This window comes from Luteimonas flava, assembly GCF_036584485.1.
Classification (GTDB): Bacteria; Pseudomonadota; Gammaproteobacteria; order Xanthomonadales; family Xanthomonadaceae; genus Luteimonas; species Luteimonas flava.
The window spans coordinates 751,407-767,070 of record NZ_JAZHBM010000003.1 but is presented as its reverse complement, the minus strand read 5'-3'; the positions used below and the strand labels follow the sequence as shown (position 1 = coordinate 767,070).

20 protein-coding genes are annotated in these 15,664 nt (G+C 69.1%); 10 read left to right on the top strand and 10 right to left on the bottom strand.

Annotation, left to right across the window (positions count from 1 at the left end):
- Positions 1-8: 8 nt before the first annotated feature.
- The gene (locus tag V3391_RS15950) at positions 9-617 is read left to right on the top strand and encodes a DNA-3-methyladenine glycosylase (protein WP_332079414.1); all 609 of its coding nucleotides are present in this window, start codon (positions 9-11) and stop codon (positions 615-617) included.
- Here the strand turns inward: V3391_RS15950 and V3391_RS15945 are convergent.
- Together V3391_RS15945 and V3391_RS15940 are read right to left on the bottom strand one after the other, a co-directional pair.
- Entirely contained in the window at positions 614-937 is a 324-nt protein-coding gene (locus V3391_RS15945) for a thioredoxin family protein (protein WP_332079413.1), read from the bottom strand. The two genes, V3391_RS15950 and V3391_RS15945, sit on opposite strands and share 4 nt — an antisense overlap.
- Entirely contained in the window at positions 937-1,335 is a 399-nt protein-coding gene (locus V3391_RS15940; protein WP_332079714.1) for a host attachment family protein, read from the bottom strand. The genes V3391_RS15945 and V3391_RS15940 overlap by 1 nt, the downstream gene beginning before the upstream one ends.
- 186 nt (positions 1,336-1,521) lie before the next feature.
- On the opposite strand from V3391_RS15940, the gene V3391_RS15935 reads away from it, so the two are divergent.
- The gene (locus V3391_RS15935) at positions 1,522-2,673 is read left to right on the top strand and encodes an acetyltransferase domain-containing protein (RefSeq protein WP_332079713.1); all 1,152 of its coding nucleotides are present in this window, start codon (positions 1,522-1,524) and stop codon (positions 2,671-2,673) included.
- A 34-nt stretch (positions 2,674-2,707) separates the two neighbouring features.
- On the opposite strand, the gene V3391_RS15930 is transcribed toward V3391_RS15935, so the two are convergent.
- From V3391_RS15930 to V3391_RS15920, 3 genes are all read right to left on the bottom strand, one after another.
- Positions 2,708-3,283: a hypothetical protein gene (locus V3391_RS15930; protein ID WP_332079412.1), complete on the bottom strand. Its 576-nt coding sequence runs from the start codon at positions 3,281-3,283 to the stop codon at positions 2,708-2,710.
- 88 nt (positions 3,284-3,371) lie between these two features.
- The gene (locus tag V3391_RS15925) at positions 3,372-4,019 is read right to left on the bottom strand and encodes an NAD(P)H-binding protein (RefSeq protein WP_332079411.1); all 648 of its coding nucleotides are present in this window, start codon (positions 4,017-4,019) and stop codon (positions 3,372-3,374) included.
- Complete coding sequence (locus tag V3391_RS15920; RefSeq protein ID WP_332079410.1) at positions 4,009-4,332, bottom strand: DUF6122 family protein; 324 nt, start codon at positions 4,330-4,332, stop codon at positions 4,009-4,011. The genes V3391_RS15925 and V3391_RS15920 overlap by 11 nt, the downstream gene beginning before the upstream one ends.
- Positions 4,333-4,522: 190 nt before the next feature.
- Between V3391_RS15920 and V3391_RS15915 the strand changes: the two genes are divergently transcribed.
- Positions 4,523-6,136, top strand: coding sequence for a GGDEF domain-containing protein (locus V3391_RS15915; protein ID WP_332079409.1), 1,614 nt, complete (start codon positions 4,523-4,525; stop codon positions 6,134-6,136).
- Between the two features lie 21 nt (positions 6,137-6,157).
- Here V3391_RS15915 and V3391_RS15910 read toward each other — a convergent pair whose 3' ends face one another.
- Complete coding sequence (locus V3391_RS15910; protein WP_332079408.1) at positions 6,158-6,592, bottom strand: VOC family protein; 435 nt, start codon at positions 6,590-6,592, stop codon at positions 6,158-6,160.
- Positions 6,593-6,784: 192 nt separating this feature from the next.
- On the opposite strand from V3391_RS15910, the gene V3391_RS15905 reads away from it, so the two are divergent.
- Positions 6,785-7,495: a response regulator transcription factor gene (locus V3391_RS15905; protein WP_232134207.1), complete on the top strand. Its 711-nt coding sequence runs from the start codon at positions 6,785-6,787 to the stop codon at positions 7,493-7,495.
- 68 nt (positions 7,496-7,563) lie between these two features.
- Here V3391_RS15905 and V3391_RS15900 read toward each other — a convergent pair whose 3' ends face one another.
- Positions 7,564-7,692, bottom strand: coding sequence for a hypothetical protein (locus tag V3391_RS15900; protein WP_268738613.1), 129 nt, complete (start codon positions 7,690-7,692; stop codon positions 7,564-7,566).
- 202 nt (positions 7,693-7,894) lie between these two features.
- On the opposite strand from V3391_RS15900, the gene V3391_RS15895 reads away from it, so the two are divergent.
- Positions 7,895-8,278 (top strand): VOC family protein, encoded by a 384-nt coding sequence (locus V3391_RS15895; RefSeq protein ID WP_332079404.1) that lies wholly within the window; start codon positions 7,895-7,897, stop codon positions 8,276-8,278.
- Between the two features lie 20 nt (positions 8,279-8,298).
- On the opposite strand, the gene V3391_RS15890 is transcribed toward V3391_RS15895, so the two are convergent.
- Positions 8,299-8,769, bottom strand: coding sequence for a hypothetical protein (locus V3391_RS15890; RefSeq protein WP_332079403.1), 471 nt, complete (start codon positions 8,767-8,769; stop codon positions 8,299-8,301).
- 74 nt (positions 8,770-8,843) lie between these two features.
- Here V3391_RS15890 and V3391_RS15885 point away from each other — a divergent pair, with 74 nt between their 5' ends.
- Positions 8,844-10,010: a PQQ-dependent sugar dehydrogenase gene (locus V3391_RS15885; protein ID WP_332079402.1), complete on the top strand. Its 1,167-nt coding sequence runs from the start codon at positions 8,844-8,846 to the stop codon at positions 10,008-10,010.
- 19 nt (positions 10,011-10,029) lie between these two features.
- Here V3391_RS15885 and V3391_RS15880 read toward each other — a convergent pair whose 3' ends face one another.
- The gene (locus tag V3391_RS15880; protein ID WP_425497300.1) at positions 10,030-11,343 is read right to left on the bottom strand and encodes a glycoside hydrolase family 2 TIM barrel-domain containing protein; all 1,314 of its coding nucleotides are present in this window, start codon (positions 11,341-11,343) and stop codon (positions 10,030-10,032) included.
- 135 nt (positions 11,344-11,478) lie between these two features.
- A complete protein-coding gene (locus V3391_RS15875) occupies positions 11,479-12,654 on the bottom strand; it encodes a GAF domain-containing sensor histidine kinase (RefSeq protein WP_332079400.1) in 1,176 nt (391 codons plus the stop codon).
- Between the two features lie 207 nt (positions 12,655-12,861).
- Between V3391_RS15875 and V3391_RS15870 the strand changes: the two genes are divergently transcribed.
- The 4 genes from V3391_RS15870 to V3391_RS15855 all read left to right on the top strand — a co-directional run bounded on the left by V3391_RS15870 (position 12,862) and on the right by V3391_RS15855 (position 15,654).
- Positions 12,862-13,221: a GFA family protein gene (locus V3391_RS15870; RefSeq protein ID WP_332079399.1), complete on the top strand. Its 360-nt coding sequence runs from the start codon at positions 12,862-12,864 to the stop codon at positions 13,219-13,221.
- A gap of 106 nt (positions 13,222-13,327) precedes the next feature.
- On the top strand, positions 13,328-14,065 hold the full coding sequence (locus V3391_RS15865) for a GAF domain-containing protein (protein WP_332079398.1): 738 nt from the start codon (positions 13,328-13,330) through the stop codon (positions 14,063-14,065).
- Between the two features lie 85 nt (positions 14,066-14,150).
- A complete protein-coding gene (locus tag V3391_RS15860; protein ID WP_332079397.1) occupies positions 14,151-14,387 on the top strand; it encodes a hypothetical protein in 237 nt (78 codons plus the stop codon).
- Positions 14,388-14,460: 73 nt separating this feature from the next.
- Positions 14,461-15,654, top strand: a complete 1,194-nt coding sequence (locus V3391_RS15855; RefSeq protein ID WP_332079396.1) for a sensor histidine kinase — start codon at positions 14,461-14,463, stop codon at positions 15,652-15,654.
- Positions 15,655-15,664: the final 10 nt, after the last annotated feature.

Below are 15,664 nucleotides of genomic sequence, written 5' to 3'. Positions count from 1 at the left end.
CTGCATCCATGCGTCCCCTGCCCCATCGTTTCTATGCCCGCGATGCGGATGTCGTCGCACCCGAGCTGCTCAACAAGGTGCTCGTCACTGCCGATGGACGCCGCGCGCGCATCGTCGAAGTGGAGGCCTATCGCGGCGGCGACGATCCGGCGGCGCACTCGTTCCGCGGGCCGACACCACGCAATGCGGTGATGTTCGGCGCGGCCGGGCATCTGTACGTCTATTTCATCTACGGCATGCATTGGGCGATCAATGCCGTCTGCGGACAGCGGTCCGGGCATGGCGTGCTGATCCGCGCGGCGGAACCGCTTGCGGGCCTGGACACCATGGCCGAGGCGCGGCGTACGACGACGCCGACATTGCTCGCGTCAGGCCCGGGACGCCTGGCGCAGGCACTGGGCGTGACACGCGAGGATGGCGGGCTCGACATCACCCGACGCACGTCGCGCATCTGGATCGGCGACGACGGCACCCCGCCGCCACCGGCACCCTCGATCACGACCCGCATCGGCATCCGCCGTGCGATCGACGTGCCGTGGCGCTTCTGCGTACCGGGCAATCCCCATGTCTCGAAGCATCGCGGACCACCGAAGGCCCGACGCACGCGGACGCATTAGTCCAGCGCGCGCAGCGCCTGGGTGACGGCCGCCGCATCGGTCGGACGCACGACGCGGGCGAGTTCCACGCCATCGCGCATCACGATCAGCGTGGGCCACAACTTCACCGAGAAGCTGCGCCCGAGCGGACGGCCCTTGCCGTCCTCGACCTTCAGATGTGCGATGGACTCACGACCGGCGAGCGCGGAGGCGATCGCCGGTTGCGCGGCCTGGCAATAGCCGCACCAGTCGGTCCCGAATTCGATCACCAGCGGCCCATGCATCGCGTCGACGTCATCGCGCGTCGGTGCCGCTTCGCGGTAGCCGCTCGTGGCCGTCATCAGGACAGCGAACGCTGGATGTCTTCGAGCGGCGCGTTGGTCAGATCCTTGGCGAGATCGCCGACCAGACGCTGCTGGGTCTCCTTGTGCAGCAGCGGACGCACGCGGCCCAGCGTCTTGGCATCGGCGATCAGCACCAGATGCGCGTACTTGTTCTTCAGCGCGCCGTCGTTGAGGCCCTTGGCCAGCTGCTTGGCGAACGTGGCCTCGTCGAGCTGCGAGGCGCTGGATTCCGACGGCATCGAACCGGACGGACCTTCGTCGTCCAGATTCATGCCTTCCAGCAGCGCTTCCTGCTTCAGGGCCAGGTTGCGTTCGTCACCGGTGTTGCTGAACACGCGGGCCGAGCCGCCATCCGCCACTACGATCAGGGCGCCCTGCGGAATCTTCATCGTCATCTTCGCCTCCACTTTGTTGGTCTGCGCCGTCATCCGGCTGCGGCCAGCGTAGGCAGGCAAATGTGAGCAGCGCGGCATGGGGGCGTTCGCGGTGCCGCGTTGCGTTCAGGGCCGAAAGGGCTGCAAACCTGTTATGTAATAATCTAACGATTGACGGCTTCCGGTTCCGCTGTGTCCTCCAACGTCCTGTCCGCCGCGCCGACGGCACGCCTGTCCTCGATCGATCTGCTCCGCGGCACCGTGATGGTGCTGATGCTGCTCGACCATGTGCGCGAGACCTTCTTCCTGCACGTGCAGATGGGCGACCCGGTCGACGTGGCCACTGCCTCGCCTGCCCTGTTCTTCTGCCGCCTGCTGGCGCATCTGTGCGCACCGGTGTTCGTGTTCCTGACCGGCCTCTCGGCTTGGCTCTACGCGAGCCGTCAGCCCGACGGCCGGCGCGCGGCCTCGGCCTTCCTGTTCAAGCGCGGCCTGTTTCTGGTCGTGCTCGAACTGACCCTGGTCAACTTCGCGTGGACCTTCGAACTGCCGCCGCAGACGCTGTACCTGCAGGTGATCTGGGCGATCGGGCTGAGCATGCTGGCGCTGTCCGCGCTGCTGTGGCTGCCGCGTGCAGGTCTGATTGCGCTGGCGATCGCGATCATCGCCGGCCACAACCTGCTCGATGGCCTGCGGCTGGAGGCCGACCATCCGTTGCACACGCTGTGGGCGGTGCTGCACCAGCGCGACTGGCTGCAGATCGGCGACGCAATGCGTGCGCGCACCTCGTATCCGCTGCTGCCGTGGATCGGCGTCATCGCGCTGGGCTGGGCGGCCGGCCCGTGGTTCGCACGCGAGGCATCGGCCGCGCGCCGGCATGGGCTGTTGCTGTGGAGCGGGCTCGGCGCCCTCGGCGGCTTCCTGATGCTGCGCATGGCGAACGTCTACGGCGACGCGGCCTGGACACTGCAGGCCGACACCGCGCGCACGCTGATGGCGTTCTTCAATGTCACCAAGTACCCGCCGTCGCTGCAGTTCGTGCTGCTCACCCTCGGCGTCGGCCTGTTGCTGCTGCGGCTCTACGAATCGCCCGCACTCGCGCGCCGCCTCCAACCGCTGTCCGCACTGGGCGCCGCGCCGATGTTCTTCTATCTGCTGCACCTGTACGTGCTGAAGCTGCTGTACCTGGCCGCACTGGCGCTGTGGGGCACCAACCAGGGCGCGGTGTTCGGCTTCGACAGCGTGGCGACGCTGGTGGCGATCTCGATCGCGCTGGCGGTGGTGCTGCAGCCGCCAACGGCCGCGTTCGCGCGGCTCAAGGCGCGCCGACGCGACATCGCGTGGCTGCGTTACCTGTGACGCTCAGGCTCGAGGCGCCGGCACGCGGGCTCGGTCAGCGCCAGGGCTGACGGCCTTCGGTCCACGATTCGCCGCGGATGCGGCCTGATGGATACGGACCGTGGATGTCATTGAAGCCCGCGCCGAAGCCGTCGAAGTAACCGCCGGCGCCGTAGCCGCCATAACCGCCATGGCCACCGTACGGGCCGAAGCCGCGGCCGTAGTAGCCGGGGCCGTCGAACTGGGCGACGCGCAGGTTGAGCTGCATCGTGTTGATGTTGCCGGCGTCGCTGACGGTTTCCTTGCACAGGCTGATGTCGGCGGCGTTGAAGTTGCTGTTGCCGCCACGCGAGGAATAGCCGATGCCGGTGGTGACGCTGCCGGTGACGGTGCGTTCGCTGCCGTCCGGCCCGGTCGGGCAACCGCCGCGACGCACCAGTTCGTCGCCGTAGCGGCCGCGATACGCGGGCGTGTCGGTGCGCGGGCCGGTGTACTCGCCGCCGCCGAAGGCCGCTTCGCCGGTGAACATCGGCTGCGACGGCAGGCTCAGGTCGACGCGATCGTCCTCCGCCGCGTACGCCATGCAGGGCGCGACGAGCAGGGAGATCCACAACACTGGGGTGATCCGCATGGCGAGGCCTGTTCCGGTTTCGTGGGCGGGCAGCGTCGGCCCGGAGTTCGACGCTAGCACTGCGCGCTTGAATCGGTGCTGGCTGCGCTCAGGCCAATGCGGCCGCGTCGACGACCCGGCAGCCGCGCACGGCAGCCAGTGCGTGCTCGATGAGGGCGTCGGCGATGCGCGCCGCGGGACTGATGCGCCAGCGCTTCGGCAACACCGGCCCCAGCGCACCGAGCACGACCGCGGCGGCGCGTTCTGCAGGCCGCGCCTCGTTGCGATCGCCGCCGATAAGACCCGGACGCACGAACGTCAGCGACGGCCAGCCCTGCGCCTGCAGCGTGGCTTCGAGTTCGCCCTTGACCCGGTTGTAGAAGAACCGCGACTGCGCATCGGCGCCCATCGCCGAGGTCAGCGCGAAGGCCTGCGCCCCATGACGACGCGCGAGCGCGGCGGTCGCCAGCGGGTAGTCGTGGTCGACGCGGCGGAACGCTTCGCGCGAGCCGGCTACGCGCATCGTCGTGCCGAGCGTGCAGATCACCGCATCGACCGACCACAGCGCGGCATCGTCGGGCAATGCATCGAAATCGACGACCGGCGCCTGCAGCCGTGCATCGCGACGTGGCAACGGGCGCCGCACCGGCGCGATCACGCGCGTGACACGTGGATCCGCCAGCAGCCTGTCCAGCACATGGTTGCCGACGAGGCCGGTGGCACCGACCAGTAAAACGCGCGCGCCGTCAGCCGACATGACGCATCCACACGCAGTCGATCGCGTCGAGCGCGATGTGCACCAGCAGGCCGATGCCGAACAGGCGCGTGCGCCTGGGCACCGTCAGGCCAGCGTAGACCGCGATCGCCGGCGCGGTGTGCAGCGGATGGAAGCCGATGCTGCAACGCCCCGGCGCATAGATCGGATCGGCCAGCAGATGGTCGATGTCGATGATCCAGCCGAGCATCAGCAGCGCCCAGGCCCGGCCGAACCGTTCGCGCCAGAACAGCCAGGCCAGCAGCGCCGGCACGGCGGCATGCAGCAGCAGGTGGAGGATGGCGCGGACACCCATGGGCGACGACCGGTTCGACGGAGGCCGCACAGCTTAGACCCGCGTGCGGTGACGATCACGCCAGCCGCGGCGCTGCACGACTCAAGCAATTGGGAACGCGGCCGTTACACTTTCCGAAGCTCCCATTCCGGGAAACAGGGTGTCTCCGGCGCAAACGATGATGCGAATGCGGGGTTGGCGGGCGATGGCCATGTCCATCGCGGGGGGATTACTGGTGTGCATGCTGGCGGCCTGCGGGCAGCCCGGCGCGGCTGCGCCCGTGGTCACCGGCGCGCCCGCGCTCGTCTCCGACGCCCAGCACGAATGCGTGCACGTGCATCGCCCGGGCCGGCAGGTGCTGCAGTTGCCGGCGCCCGAGGCTGGCTGGTCCGGTCATCCGCAGGCCGTGGTGGTGCTCAATGCGCTGTCGGGCGAAGTCGACATCCGCCACGGCCAGCGCGACCGCTGCGGCACACTGGCCGATGCCCGCACGCTCGATTCGCGCTTCCGCGCCGGCGTCGGCACGGTGCTGGTGCCCGATGCCGGCGACACCGCACCGATCGAGATCGAATACGACGCCAATCCCCTGCCGCTGTGGCGGCCGATCGTGCAGCTGGGCGAACCGGCGCCGGTGCAGCGCGCGGATATCGGCCGCTTCGCGATCCGCGTCGCGTCGCTGGCGGTGGTGTTGACGCTGGTGATGTCGGCGCTGCTGAGTTTCGTCGCCACGCGCGAGCGCGCGTTCCTGACCTACGCCACCACGGTGAGCGTCTTCGCGATCTGGGTGGCGCTGCTGTCGGGCATGTGGGCGTGGCCGCGTCCGTGGCTGCCGATCGCCGGCTTCGCGGTGGAGGCGATGGTGGGGCTCGCGGTCGCGCTGGTCGGCGTGACCACGCTCGCGCTGGTGCGGCAATCCTGGTTGCGACGTCGCCTGCCCCAGGTCGAGCTCGGCGTGCGCTGGGCCGCGTGGGCGCTGGTCATCGCCGGACTGTGCGCGCCGCTGCTGCCGCTGGTCGTACTGGCGGCGATGTCGGTGGCGACGGAAGTCGGCTTCTATCTGTTGGCGCTGGTCTTCGCCGGCGTTGCGATCACGGCGTTGGCACGGCGACGCGGCGGCGGCGCCTCGCTGCTGGCCGGTGTGCTGCCGTTCCTGGCAGTCGCCGCACTGGAGGCCTTCGCGCCGATGACGCTCGCGCTGTGGAAGGTCGAAGCTTTCATGCTGTCGGGCGGCTGGCTCGCGCTGACCTGCAGCATGGTGCTGACCCTGCGCCTGGGCGTGCTGCGCCAGCAACGCGACGAGATGACCCGACTGGCGCAGACCGATCCGCTGACCGGCCTGCCGAACCGCCGCGCGGCGCTGGCGCAGCTCGAGCGCAGCATCGCGGGCGCACGCGCCAGCGGTGCGCCACTGACGGTCGCCTTCATCGACCTGGATCATTTCAAGCGCATCAACGATCTCTACGGCCACGAATGCGGCGATCGCGTACTGCGCCACGTCGCGCACGCGCTGCGTGGCGCGTTCCGCAGCGCGGACCACGTCGCGCGCATGGGCGGCGAGGAGTTCCTGGTGATCCTGCCCGGCGCCGATCCCGATCACGCCCGCATGCGGGTCGATACCCTGCGCGCGATGCTGTCGAGCACCGGCGTCGTGCTCGACACGCCCGGCATGCAGGTCACGCTCAGTGCCGGCATCAGCGCGCTGCGCGCCGACGATGCCGGCGGCGATGCGCTGCTGCAGCGTGCCGACACCGCGATGTACGCGGCCAAGCACGCGGGCCGCGACCGGACCGAACTCGAAGCGCCGCGGCCGGCCCTGGTCGACTGACCGCCACCGCGCCTGCGCCGGTCATTCCGCGAACGTGATCTCCACCGACGCCGCGCTGCGCCTGGCCTCGCCATGGAAGACTGCCTCGATGTTGTTGCCGTCCGGATCGAGCACGAACGCGGCGTAGTAGCCCGGGTGATACGGGCGCTCGCCCGGCGCGCCATGGTTAAGCCCGCCGGCACCCAGCGCCGCGGTATGGAAGGCGTCGACCATCGCCCGGTCGCGCGCCTGGAACGCCAGATGATGGCGCCCGGTCGGCACGCCTGCGGCGGCCTCGCTGTCAGGGGTGGAGACGAACAGCTCGTCGGCCCAGAAGAAGCCCGGACCTTCGCCGCCGATCGGCACATCGAGCACATCGAGGACCGCCTGGTAGAAGCGACGGCTGGCGGCGAGATCGGCCACGACGAGCTGCAGATGATCGATCAGCCGGCCGCGGTGCAACTGCTGGATTTCCATGTCGAAAGGCCTCGAGAGACGGGAAACCGATCTTGCACCCGCCACGTGACGGCCGGGGCGATGCCGCGAACCCCCCGCCCAACGTCCCCGAACGGGTCGCCATATGTGCGGAAACGCACATGGGTTTTCACCGGATTTCCACCGCCGTGATGCGAGCTTCGCGAACCTTAATCCTGTAGTCGGAGTCGTTCCATGGCGCACCACAGTCCCGGCGGTCTCATCCTGCTCGTCGAGGACAACCGCAACATTTCCGAACCCGTGGGCGAGTTCCTCGAAAGCCGCGGCTTCGAGGTCGATTACGCGGCCGACGGACTCGATGCGGTGAACCTCGCAACCGAGATCCAGTTCGACGTCATCGTGCTCGATCTCATGCTGCCGCGACTGGGCGGACTGGAAGTCTGTCGCCGCCTTCGTACCGAACATCGCAGCACCACGCCGATCCTGATGCTCACCGCGCGCGATTCGCTGGAAGAGAAGATCGAAGGCCTGGAAGCCGGTGCCGACGACTATCTGACCAAGCCGTTCGACATCAAGGAACTCGAGGCGCGCGTGCGTGCATTGATCCGCCGTGACCGTCGCGAGATCGGTGCCAGCGTGCTGCAGATCGCCGACCTCGTGCTCGACCCGGCTTCGTTGCGCGTGCAGCGCGGAGGCCGCGAGCTTAACCTCGCGCCGATCGCGCTGAAGATCCTGACCATCCTGATGCGCGAAGCGCCGCGCGTGGTCAGCCGCCGCGAGATCGAACAGGAAATATGGGGCCTGACGCTGCCCGATTCCGACACGCTGCGCAGCCATCTCTACAACCTGCGCAAGGCGGTCGATCGCGACCAGGACGTGCAGTTGCTGCACACCATCACCGGTGCGGGTTACCGCGTCGCGGATCTGGACAAGGCCGTCGCCTGATCCGTATCGCGTGACGCTCCGGCACCGGAGCGTCACGCCGTGTCACGAGCGGGCGTGTGGGACGCCGCTTATTCTTCTTCTTCGCTGCTGCCGGGCGTCTGACGCTGCGGCTGCTGACGCGTCGCATCGTCCTGACGATCGTTGCCCTGCTGACCCTGGTTGTTCGGGGACTGCGGCGTCTGGTGCTGATTGCTCATGGGAGGCTCCAACGGCGGGAATCGCCGTACGCGCACCCTCCGCCGGTGCGCGTGAGTCGATCGAGACGAACAGGCATTCAGTCCGCACGCGGCCTGCGCCGTTGCCATCGATACAGGCAGCTGTCTGCGAACTGCGTTCGATTGCCACGTCCGCTTCACCGTGGCGGGCGCGTGATATCAGCGCCCCATCGGAGACATCGCCATGCTGCAGGACTTCCCGCTCTACAGTGATCTCCCCGCGCGCGACGTCGCGCGTGCGCGCCGCTTCTACGAAGACACACTGGGGCTGCATGCCAGAGAGGAAAACGCGGGCGGCGCGACCTATCGCTTCGCAGGCGGCACCGCGTGCTTCCTGTATCCGACGCCGAACGCCGGCACGTCTAAGGCCAGCCAGGCGTTCTGGCAGGTCCGCGACATCCACTCGGTGAAGCGTGCACTCGAAGCACGCGGCGTCGTGTTCGAACGCTACGACCTCGACGACGACGACGGTGCGTGGGACGACGGGGTGTTCACCGGCGGCGGCGCGAAGGCCGCGTGGTTCAAGGACAGCGAGGGCAACATCCTCGCGCTGATCGAACCCGTCTGAGCGTCAGTCCCGCGCGGCGATCAGTGGCGACTGCGGCGGCGCCGCGTCCACCATGCGAATGCAGCGCCGGCGAGCAGGCTGCCAAGCGCCATCGACAGCAAACCGCCGATGCCGCGGGTCGCGTCGATGAGCACCGGCATCGGCGCGACCGCATCGACGACGCGCACCGCGGCAATCAAACCGACACCGGCGGCGAGCGCGTAGAGGGGCACGCGCGCCTGCGGCCATGCGCGCACCAGCAGGGCGGCAACGAGAAACGCGGGCAGCCACGCCGCCAGCACGACGCCGGCATAGGCCGGGCCGAAACCCGCGAGATCCTGCAGCGTGGTCGCGCCACGCACCTGCAGCGGAATGTCGACATCCAGCGCCACCAGTGCCTGCAGATTGAACTGCGTCTGCACCACGCTGCCCCACGCGGTGGCGAGCAGCAGGGCGGCGAGGAACGCGGCGATGCGCCGGCCCCATCCAGCGGTGCGGGTCGTACGGGACATCGTCATCGGCAAGGGTCATGCAGCATCATGTGACGCGATGATGCCGCAGTCGCGGCGCCGAATGTGGAGTGTGCATGTCGATCGCGTCCCCCTGCCCGCCGTTGTCGCAAGTGACATGCAGGCCGTTCGCGCGCGTCGGCATCGCCTGCATCGCGCTGCTGTCGATGCTGCTGTCCGGGACCGCCGTCGGCGATACGCGCGATTACCGCGTGGAGACCGTCGCCGGCGGCCTCGACCATCCGTGGTCGCTCGCCTTTCTGCCCGACGGTCGCATGCTGGTGACCGAACGCGCAGGTCGACTGCGCGTCATCGAGCGCGGCCGCAATGGCGTATTCGCATTGCGCGACGCGCCGGTCGACGGCGTGCCGCCGGTGCTGGCGATGGGGCAGGCCGGGCTGTTCGACGTCATGGTCGATCCCGGCTTCGCGAACAATGGCCTCGTCTATCTGTCGTTCGCGCACGGCACCGCGGACGCGAACCACCTGCGCATCGTGCGCGCGCGCTTCGACGGCACGCGCCTCCACGGGGTCACGCCGGTCTTCACTTCGCAACCGGCCAAGCGCGCCGGCCAGCATTTCGGCGGCCGCATGGCGCTGCTCGCCGATGGCACGCTGGTCACCGCGATGGGCGACGGCAATCTCGAGCGCACCGATGCGCAGCGTCTGCACACGCATCTGGGCAAAACCATCCGCGTGCACACCGACGGCCGCGTGCCGCGCGACAATCCCTTCGTCGGCCGGGACGGTGCGCTGCCGGAAATCTATACGACCGGCCATCGCAATCCGCAGGCGATGGTGCGCGTCGGCAACCTGCTGTATTCGAACGAGCACGGCGCCAAGGGCGGCGACGAACTCAACGCGATCACCGCCGGCGCGAACTACGGCTGGCCGATCACCACCGACGGCGTCGACTACACCGGCGCGCGCGTGACGCCCTATCGCACCTGGCCCGGCATCACCGCGCCGCTGACGCACTGGACGCCGTCGATCGCACCCTCGGGCATGGCCTGGTACGACGGCGCCCTGTTCCCCGCCTGGCGCGGCAGCCTGTTCGTCTCGGCGCTGGCCGAACGCAGCGTGCGACGCGTGCCGATGGCCGGTGGCTCACCGGGCGCGCAGGAGATCCTGTTCACCGAACTCGGCGAGCGCATCCGCGATGTCCGCAGCGGGCCGGACGGCGCGCTGTATCTGCTGACCGACAGCGCGAGCGGGCGCGTGCTGCGGATCGTGCCTGCGCAATGACGGCGCCCGCGTCTGCGACTCATTGCGCAGGCGGCGGCCCGACATGGAACGGGAAGTTCGCGTACGCCGCATGACCCTGGCCGTCGCGCACTTCGACGAACAGCCGGTAGGCGCCTGGCATCGTGGGCGCTGAGAAACGCAGCGTGCCGTTCGCATGTTCGGCCAGCCGCAACGGCACCTGCGGCGGCAAGGTTTCCGGATCGCCCCCGATCGACGTCGCTTGGCTCTCCTCGCGCACGATCCAGCGGTAGTCGAGCGGATCGCCGTCGGGATCGGTCGCGACCACCTGCGCGCGATGTTCGGCATCGGGCATCAGCACCACGCTGTCGGTGGCGACACGCGCGTCGATGCGCAGCGGTGAGATCGCCGGCGCACGGTTCGCCGGCCAGTGCCCGGTCCACAGCTGCTGCATCGCATCGACACCCGGCGTGGATTCACCGCCGGGCAGGAACAGGCCGTACCAGGTCGGCGTGCGTTCCTGCTTCTGCCCCCACAGGAACACATAGGACCCGAGTCCCTGCGCGGCATCGGCCTCGATGATGCGCGTGTAGCGATCGACCAGCAGCGCCGCCTTGCGCGATGCGTCGTCTTCGACCGGCGCACCCCAGGACGTCAGCGGGCTTTCCCAGTGACCGGTCGGGCCCCATTCGGTGACGACGTAGGGCCCGGCCCAGCGCGCCGCCTCGAGCTTGCGCGGCAGATCGACGATGTCGCCGTAGAGCTGCACGCCGATCAGGTCCAGCGACGGCGCGCGCGTACGCAGCAGGTCCGCGAGCGCGGGGTCGAATCCCGCCAGCGGCGTCATCACCGGATGGTTCGGATCTTCGGCATGGATCGCCCGCGTGATCGCCTCGACCGCATCCCAGACCCGCGGATCGCGGCCTTCGAGATTCAGTTCGTTGCCGACCACCCACATCAGCACTGCGGGATGATCCTTGTAGGCGCGCACCTGCTCGAGCAGACGCGTTTGCTGCGCCGCGAGCGCAGCGGCATCGTCGAAGTCGAAGCCGTGCCGCTCCTTGCCGACGTGCAGACCCATCGCGACCATGAGCCCGTTGCGCTGCGCCCGATCGAGCATCGCGCGCACCTGCGCGGCATCGTCCGCGGTGTGCCAGGTCCGGAACGAATTCGCGCCGCGCGCGGCGAGCGCTTCCTGGTCGCCGTCCTGCAGCCCGGCGCCGCGGATGCGGAACGGCGTGCCGTCGACCTGCAGCTGATGGCCGTCCGCCGTTGCGACGATGCGGACGACCGCCGGGCCATCGTCAGCGGTCACGGTCAGGCTGCTCACGCACAGCACCAGCACTGCGATCGCGCGCAATGTGTAGCGAGACATCACTCCGTTCATCGCGGACTCCAGCGCGCGGACGGGCGCAATCGCGCCACTCTAACGGCGGAACCGCGCATGCCCGAGCCGCAGCGCAGCATGCGCCTCCCGATCAGAGCGGAGCGGAATGACCCGGCGAAGACCTCAGACCTTCGGCAGCGACACCGACACCCGCGTGCCTTCGCCGAGTGCAGACTGCACGTCGATGCGCGCGCCCAGCACGTCGGCGGCCTGACGCACGATCCACAGGCCGATGCCGAGACCTTCGGATGCGGCGTCGGCCTGGTGGAATGCGGTGAAGTAATCCTCGACACGGGTGGCGTCCATGCCGATGCCGGTATCTGCGACGACGATCTCGATGGCGTCGTCGTTCGCGCGGCACTCGACCGTCACACGACCGCCATCGGGCGTGTACTTGATCGCGTTCGACACGAGATTGCCGAGCAGCGTTTCGAGCAGGCCGGCATTGGTGCTGGCGATGCACGGCGACGGGTCGACCACCAGTTCGATGCGCTTGCGGCGCGCGGCGCGATTCCACGCACGGCCCACTTCGCCCAGCACCGGCGCCAGGTCGGTCGGGCGCAGCTCCGGCGCCGCAGCGCCGCCCTTGCCGGTGGCGCCGGCGATCATGTCGCCGAACTTCTGGTTGATGTAGGCGAGATCGTGCTCGGCGCTCTCCAACCGGGCTTCGCGTTCTTCGCCATTGGCGACGCGCGCCTTGGTCAGCGCGTACAGCGCGGCGCGCAGCGGCCCCTTGAGATCGTGACCCGCGGTCGCGAGCACGCGGGCGCGGTGCTGGTTCAGCGCCTGCGCCTCGATCAGCATGCGCCGCAGTTCGAGCTGCGCCATCACCTGCCGCGCGAGCGCCTGCAGGGTATCGATCTGCGTCGCCGTGAGTTCGCGCGGCACGGTGTCGAGCACGCAGACCGTGCCGAGCGGCAGGCCGTCGGGCGTCTTCAGCAGCGCGCCCGCATAGAACCGCAGGCCCGGATCACCGGTCACCAGCGGATTGCTGGCGAAGCGCGCATCGGTAGTGGTGTTGGGGACTTCGAGAAAATCGTGTTCGAGGATCGCGTGCGCACAGATCGACGTGTCGAGCGGCGTCTCGCGCACGCCCAAGCCGATTTCGGACTTGAACCACTGGCGATCGGCATCGATCAGGTTGACCACCGAAATCGGCGTGCCACAGACGGCCGCGGCGATCCGGGTGATGTCGTCGAACACCGTCTCGGCCGGCGTATCGAGGATCCCGTAGCTGCGCAACGCGGACAGGCGCCGGGACTCGGCGTGGGCGGGCAACTTGGCGGCGGCCTGATGCATGGTGCACTCCGAGGGGGTGGCGGATTCTGCCACGTCCGGCAGGGACGGCATGTGGTGCCGGTATTCCGCGGTGCGGATCGCGGCACTGCACGACGCCACGACGACCCGGCCCGGCTACGATCGCCCGGACCGCCCCAGGCCCGGAGTCCACATGCCCGTCGTCCGTTCCGTCGTTCGCGCCGTGTCGCCGACCCGGGCGCCCGGTCGATGAGCGCCCTGCTCGCCACCTGCCACTGCGGCGCGATCGAGATCGCCGTCGACGTCGCGCCCACCGAGGTCACCGAGTGCAACTGCTCGCTGTGCCGCCGCTACGGCGTGGTGTGGGCCTACTTCGAAGCCGACCAGCTCACCCTCCCCGATGCGACGCTGACCGGAACCTACGCCTGGAACGGGCGCCACGTCGACTTCCACCGCTGCCGGACCTGCGGCTGCGTGACCCACTGGATGCCGCGCGCCGACGGCCGGACCCGGCGCGGACTCAACGCACGCCTGTTGCCGCCCGAGGTAATGACTGCCGCGCGCCTGCGGCACAAGGACGGCGCCGGCAGCGGCGACTATCTCGATTGAGCCCGGCGCGCGCGGCATCGGCGACGTTTGAGCCGCAGCTGTCGGCGGCGAAGGACGCGTGCATCAGCGACCTGCCGAATGCAGCGTCCCGCGCTACGCTACGCACATGACGCAGACCACCCTCGATCAACTCAACGACCTGGTCGCCGAGGGCCGGTTGCGCAGCGCGCTCGAGACGCTGAACCTGCTCTCGGGGTGCCGCTTCACCGCTTTCTTCCGCTTCAGTGATCCGGATCTGCGCAACCTCGTGCTCATCGACCGGCAGGATCCCTACGCCCCGACGATGCAGGCGGCCCCGATCGACCAGACCTACTGCGTGTTCGTGCAGCAGTCGCGCGATGCCTTCGTGGTCACCGACGCTTCGGGTGATCTGCGACTGGAAGGGCATCCCAAGCGTCCCGTGGTCCGCACCTACGTCGGTTTTCCGGTGGCTTCGGGCGACGTGGTGTTCGGCACGGTCTGCCATTTCGATTACGAAGTGGTCGAGGTCGCGCCGGAGGTCGTCGCGCTGACCCGCGCCTTCGCCGCCTCGTTCGAACCGCTCGGCGCGATGGCCGGCCTGCAGCATCTGCTGGATCGCCGGCTCGAATCGTTGCGGCTGATGAGCCACGAGATCCTGCTGGCGTCCACCACGCGCAGCGAGGCACTCGAGGCCTTCGAGGAATACGCGCAGCCGCTGCGCCAGGAAGCCGGCCGCCTGCTCGACCCCGACGTGGCCGCCGCGTTCCACGCCGACATCGACGCGCTCGCCACGCACTTCCTGTCGCTGGACGGCTCCGCCGCCACCCCGCCGCATCCGCCGCTTCCGATCGGCGCGGCGCCCGATCTGCAGCCCGCCGTCTAGATGCCCGGAATCGGACCGCTGCTGCGGATGTGAGGAGCGCCGTCCGGGCCAGCTGCTAGGTTTCCCGATTGACCGGGAGAACATCTTGACCACTCGCGACACCGCGACTTCGGTGCTGGACGACCTGGACGGAGAGCTCGTCCGCATGGCCGACACTGGCGCCCCCGAGCTGTCCCGCCTGGCCGCATTCGCGAATGTGGCGGACGCCCTGCAGTTCATGATCGTGCCGGTGGACCGGCCCTGGTTCTTCGGCGCGCTGCAGATGCTCGTCGAACGTCACCACCTGCCCGTCAAACGCCTGGACGCAGCGGCCGCGCATTGAGCGGACGTCTGGCAACGCCATGCGCCTTCACATAGGATTCACGCCACAGGATGAGTCGCCCGGGGAGGGCGTCGTGGCCACCGGCGAACGCTTCTTCAGCCAGTCGGGCAATCTCGCCGATCTCGCGGTCGCCTCGGTGACCAGCACGTCGCTCCGCCATGCCTTCGACGATCTGCTCGACGGTCTCAAGCGCAGCCTCGACGTCGCGCATGCGCAGCTGACCTTCGATCCGCAGGTCTCGGCCTGGTTCGCGCTCGAAGGCGCGCCCGAACTGGCGCCGGTCGACGACGGCTCGCCGGATCTCACCGTCGTCTGCCGCCAGGTCATCGCGCACAGCACGCCGATCGAGGTCACCGATCTCGCGGCGCATCCGGTATTCGCCGACGAACCGTTCGTCACCCGCGCCGGGTACCGCTTCTACAGCGGCCTGCCGCTGCTTTCGGATTCCGGTCGCGCGCTCGGCGCGCTGTGCGTGCTCGACACCCGACCGCGCGTGCTCGACGCCGACGAACGCGCCCTGCTGCAGGGCGCGGTGCGCCAAGCCAGCATCCAGCTCGAACTGCGACGGGCGCTCGAGAGTGCGCGTCGCGCCAACCGTTATCGCTCGCGCCTCAACGTGCTCGCCACGCGCGGCTTCCGCGGGCCGCTGACCACCATCACCACCGTACTCGGCGAACTGGCGGGTTTCACGCACTCCGCCGAAGAAAAAGAGTTACTGGAACTGGCGCTGGACGCGGCGCGCACCCTGGAAACCGACTTCCGCCAGGTCGCCGAAGCCACTGCGGAAGACGCCGACCAGGACCTGCAACCCAGCGCGCCGGTCGCGCTGTCGCAGGTGTTCAACGATCTCGCGCACTCCATGGCGTTGCCGATGCGCGTGCACGGCACCCGGCTCGAAGTCGAGGCGACGGACGTCGTGCTGCACACCAATGCGCCCCTGCTGCTGCGCACGCTGTGCAGCCTCGTCCGCGTGGCGCTGGAGCGACGCGCGACGCTGGTGTACGTGCAATGCAGTCGCGACGCCGACGGCCTGCTGCTCTCGGTGCGCGCCCGCGGCGGTGGCGATCGCAGCGGCATGAACGACCGCGACGCGCGCGGCGTTGCCGAGGATCTCGCCGGCCTCAATCCCAACGGCTCGCTGGGCCTCGGCACCAGTATCGCCAAGCGCAGCTGTGACGTGCTGGGCTACAGGCTGTCGGTGGAGACCGCGCTCGACATCGGCAGCGACTACAGCATCCGCATTCCGGCGACGCAGATCGTCGACTGAAGTTCCTGCG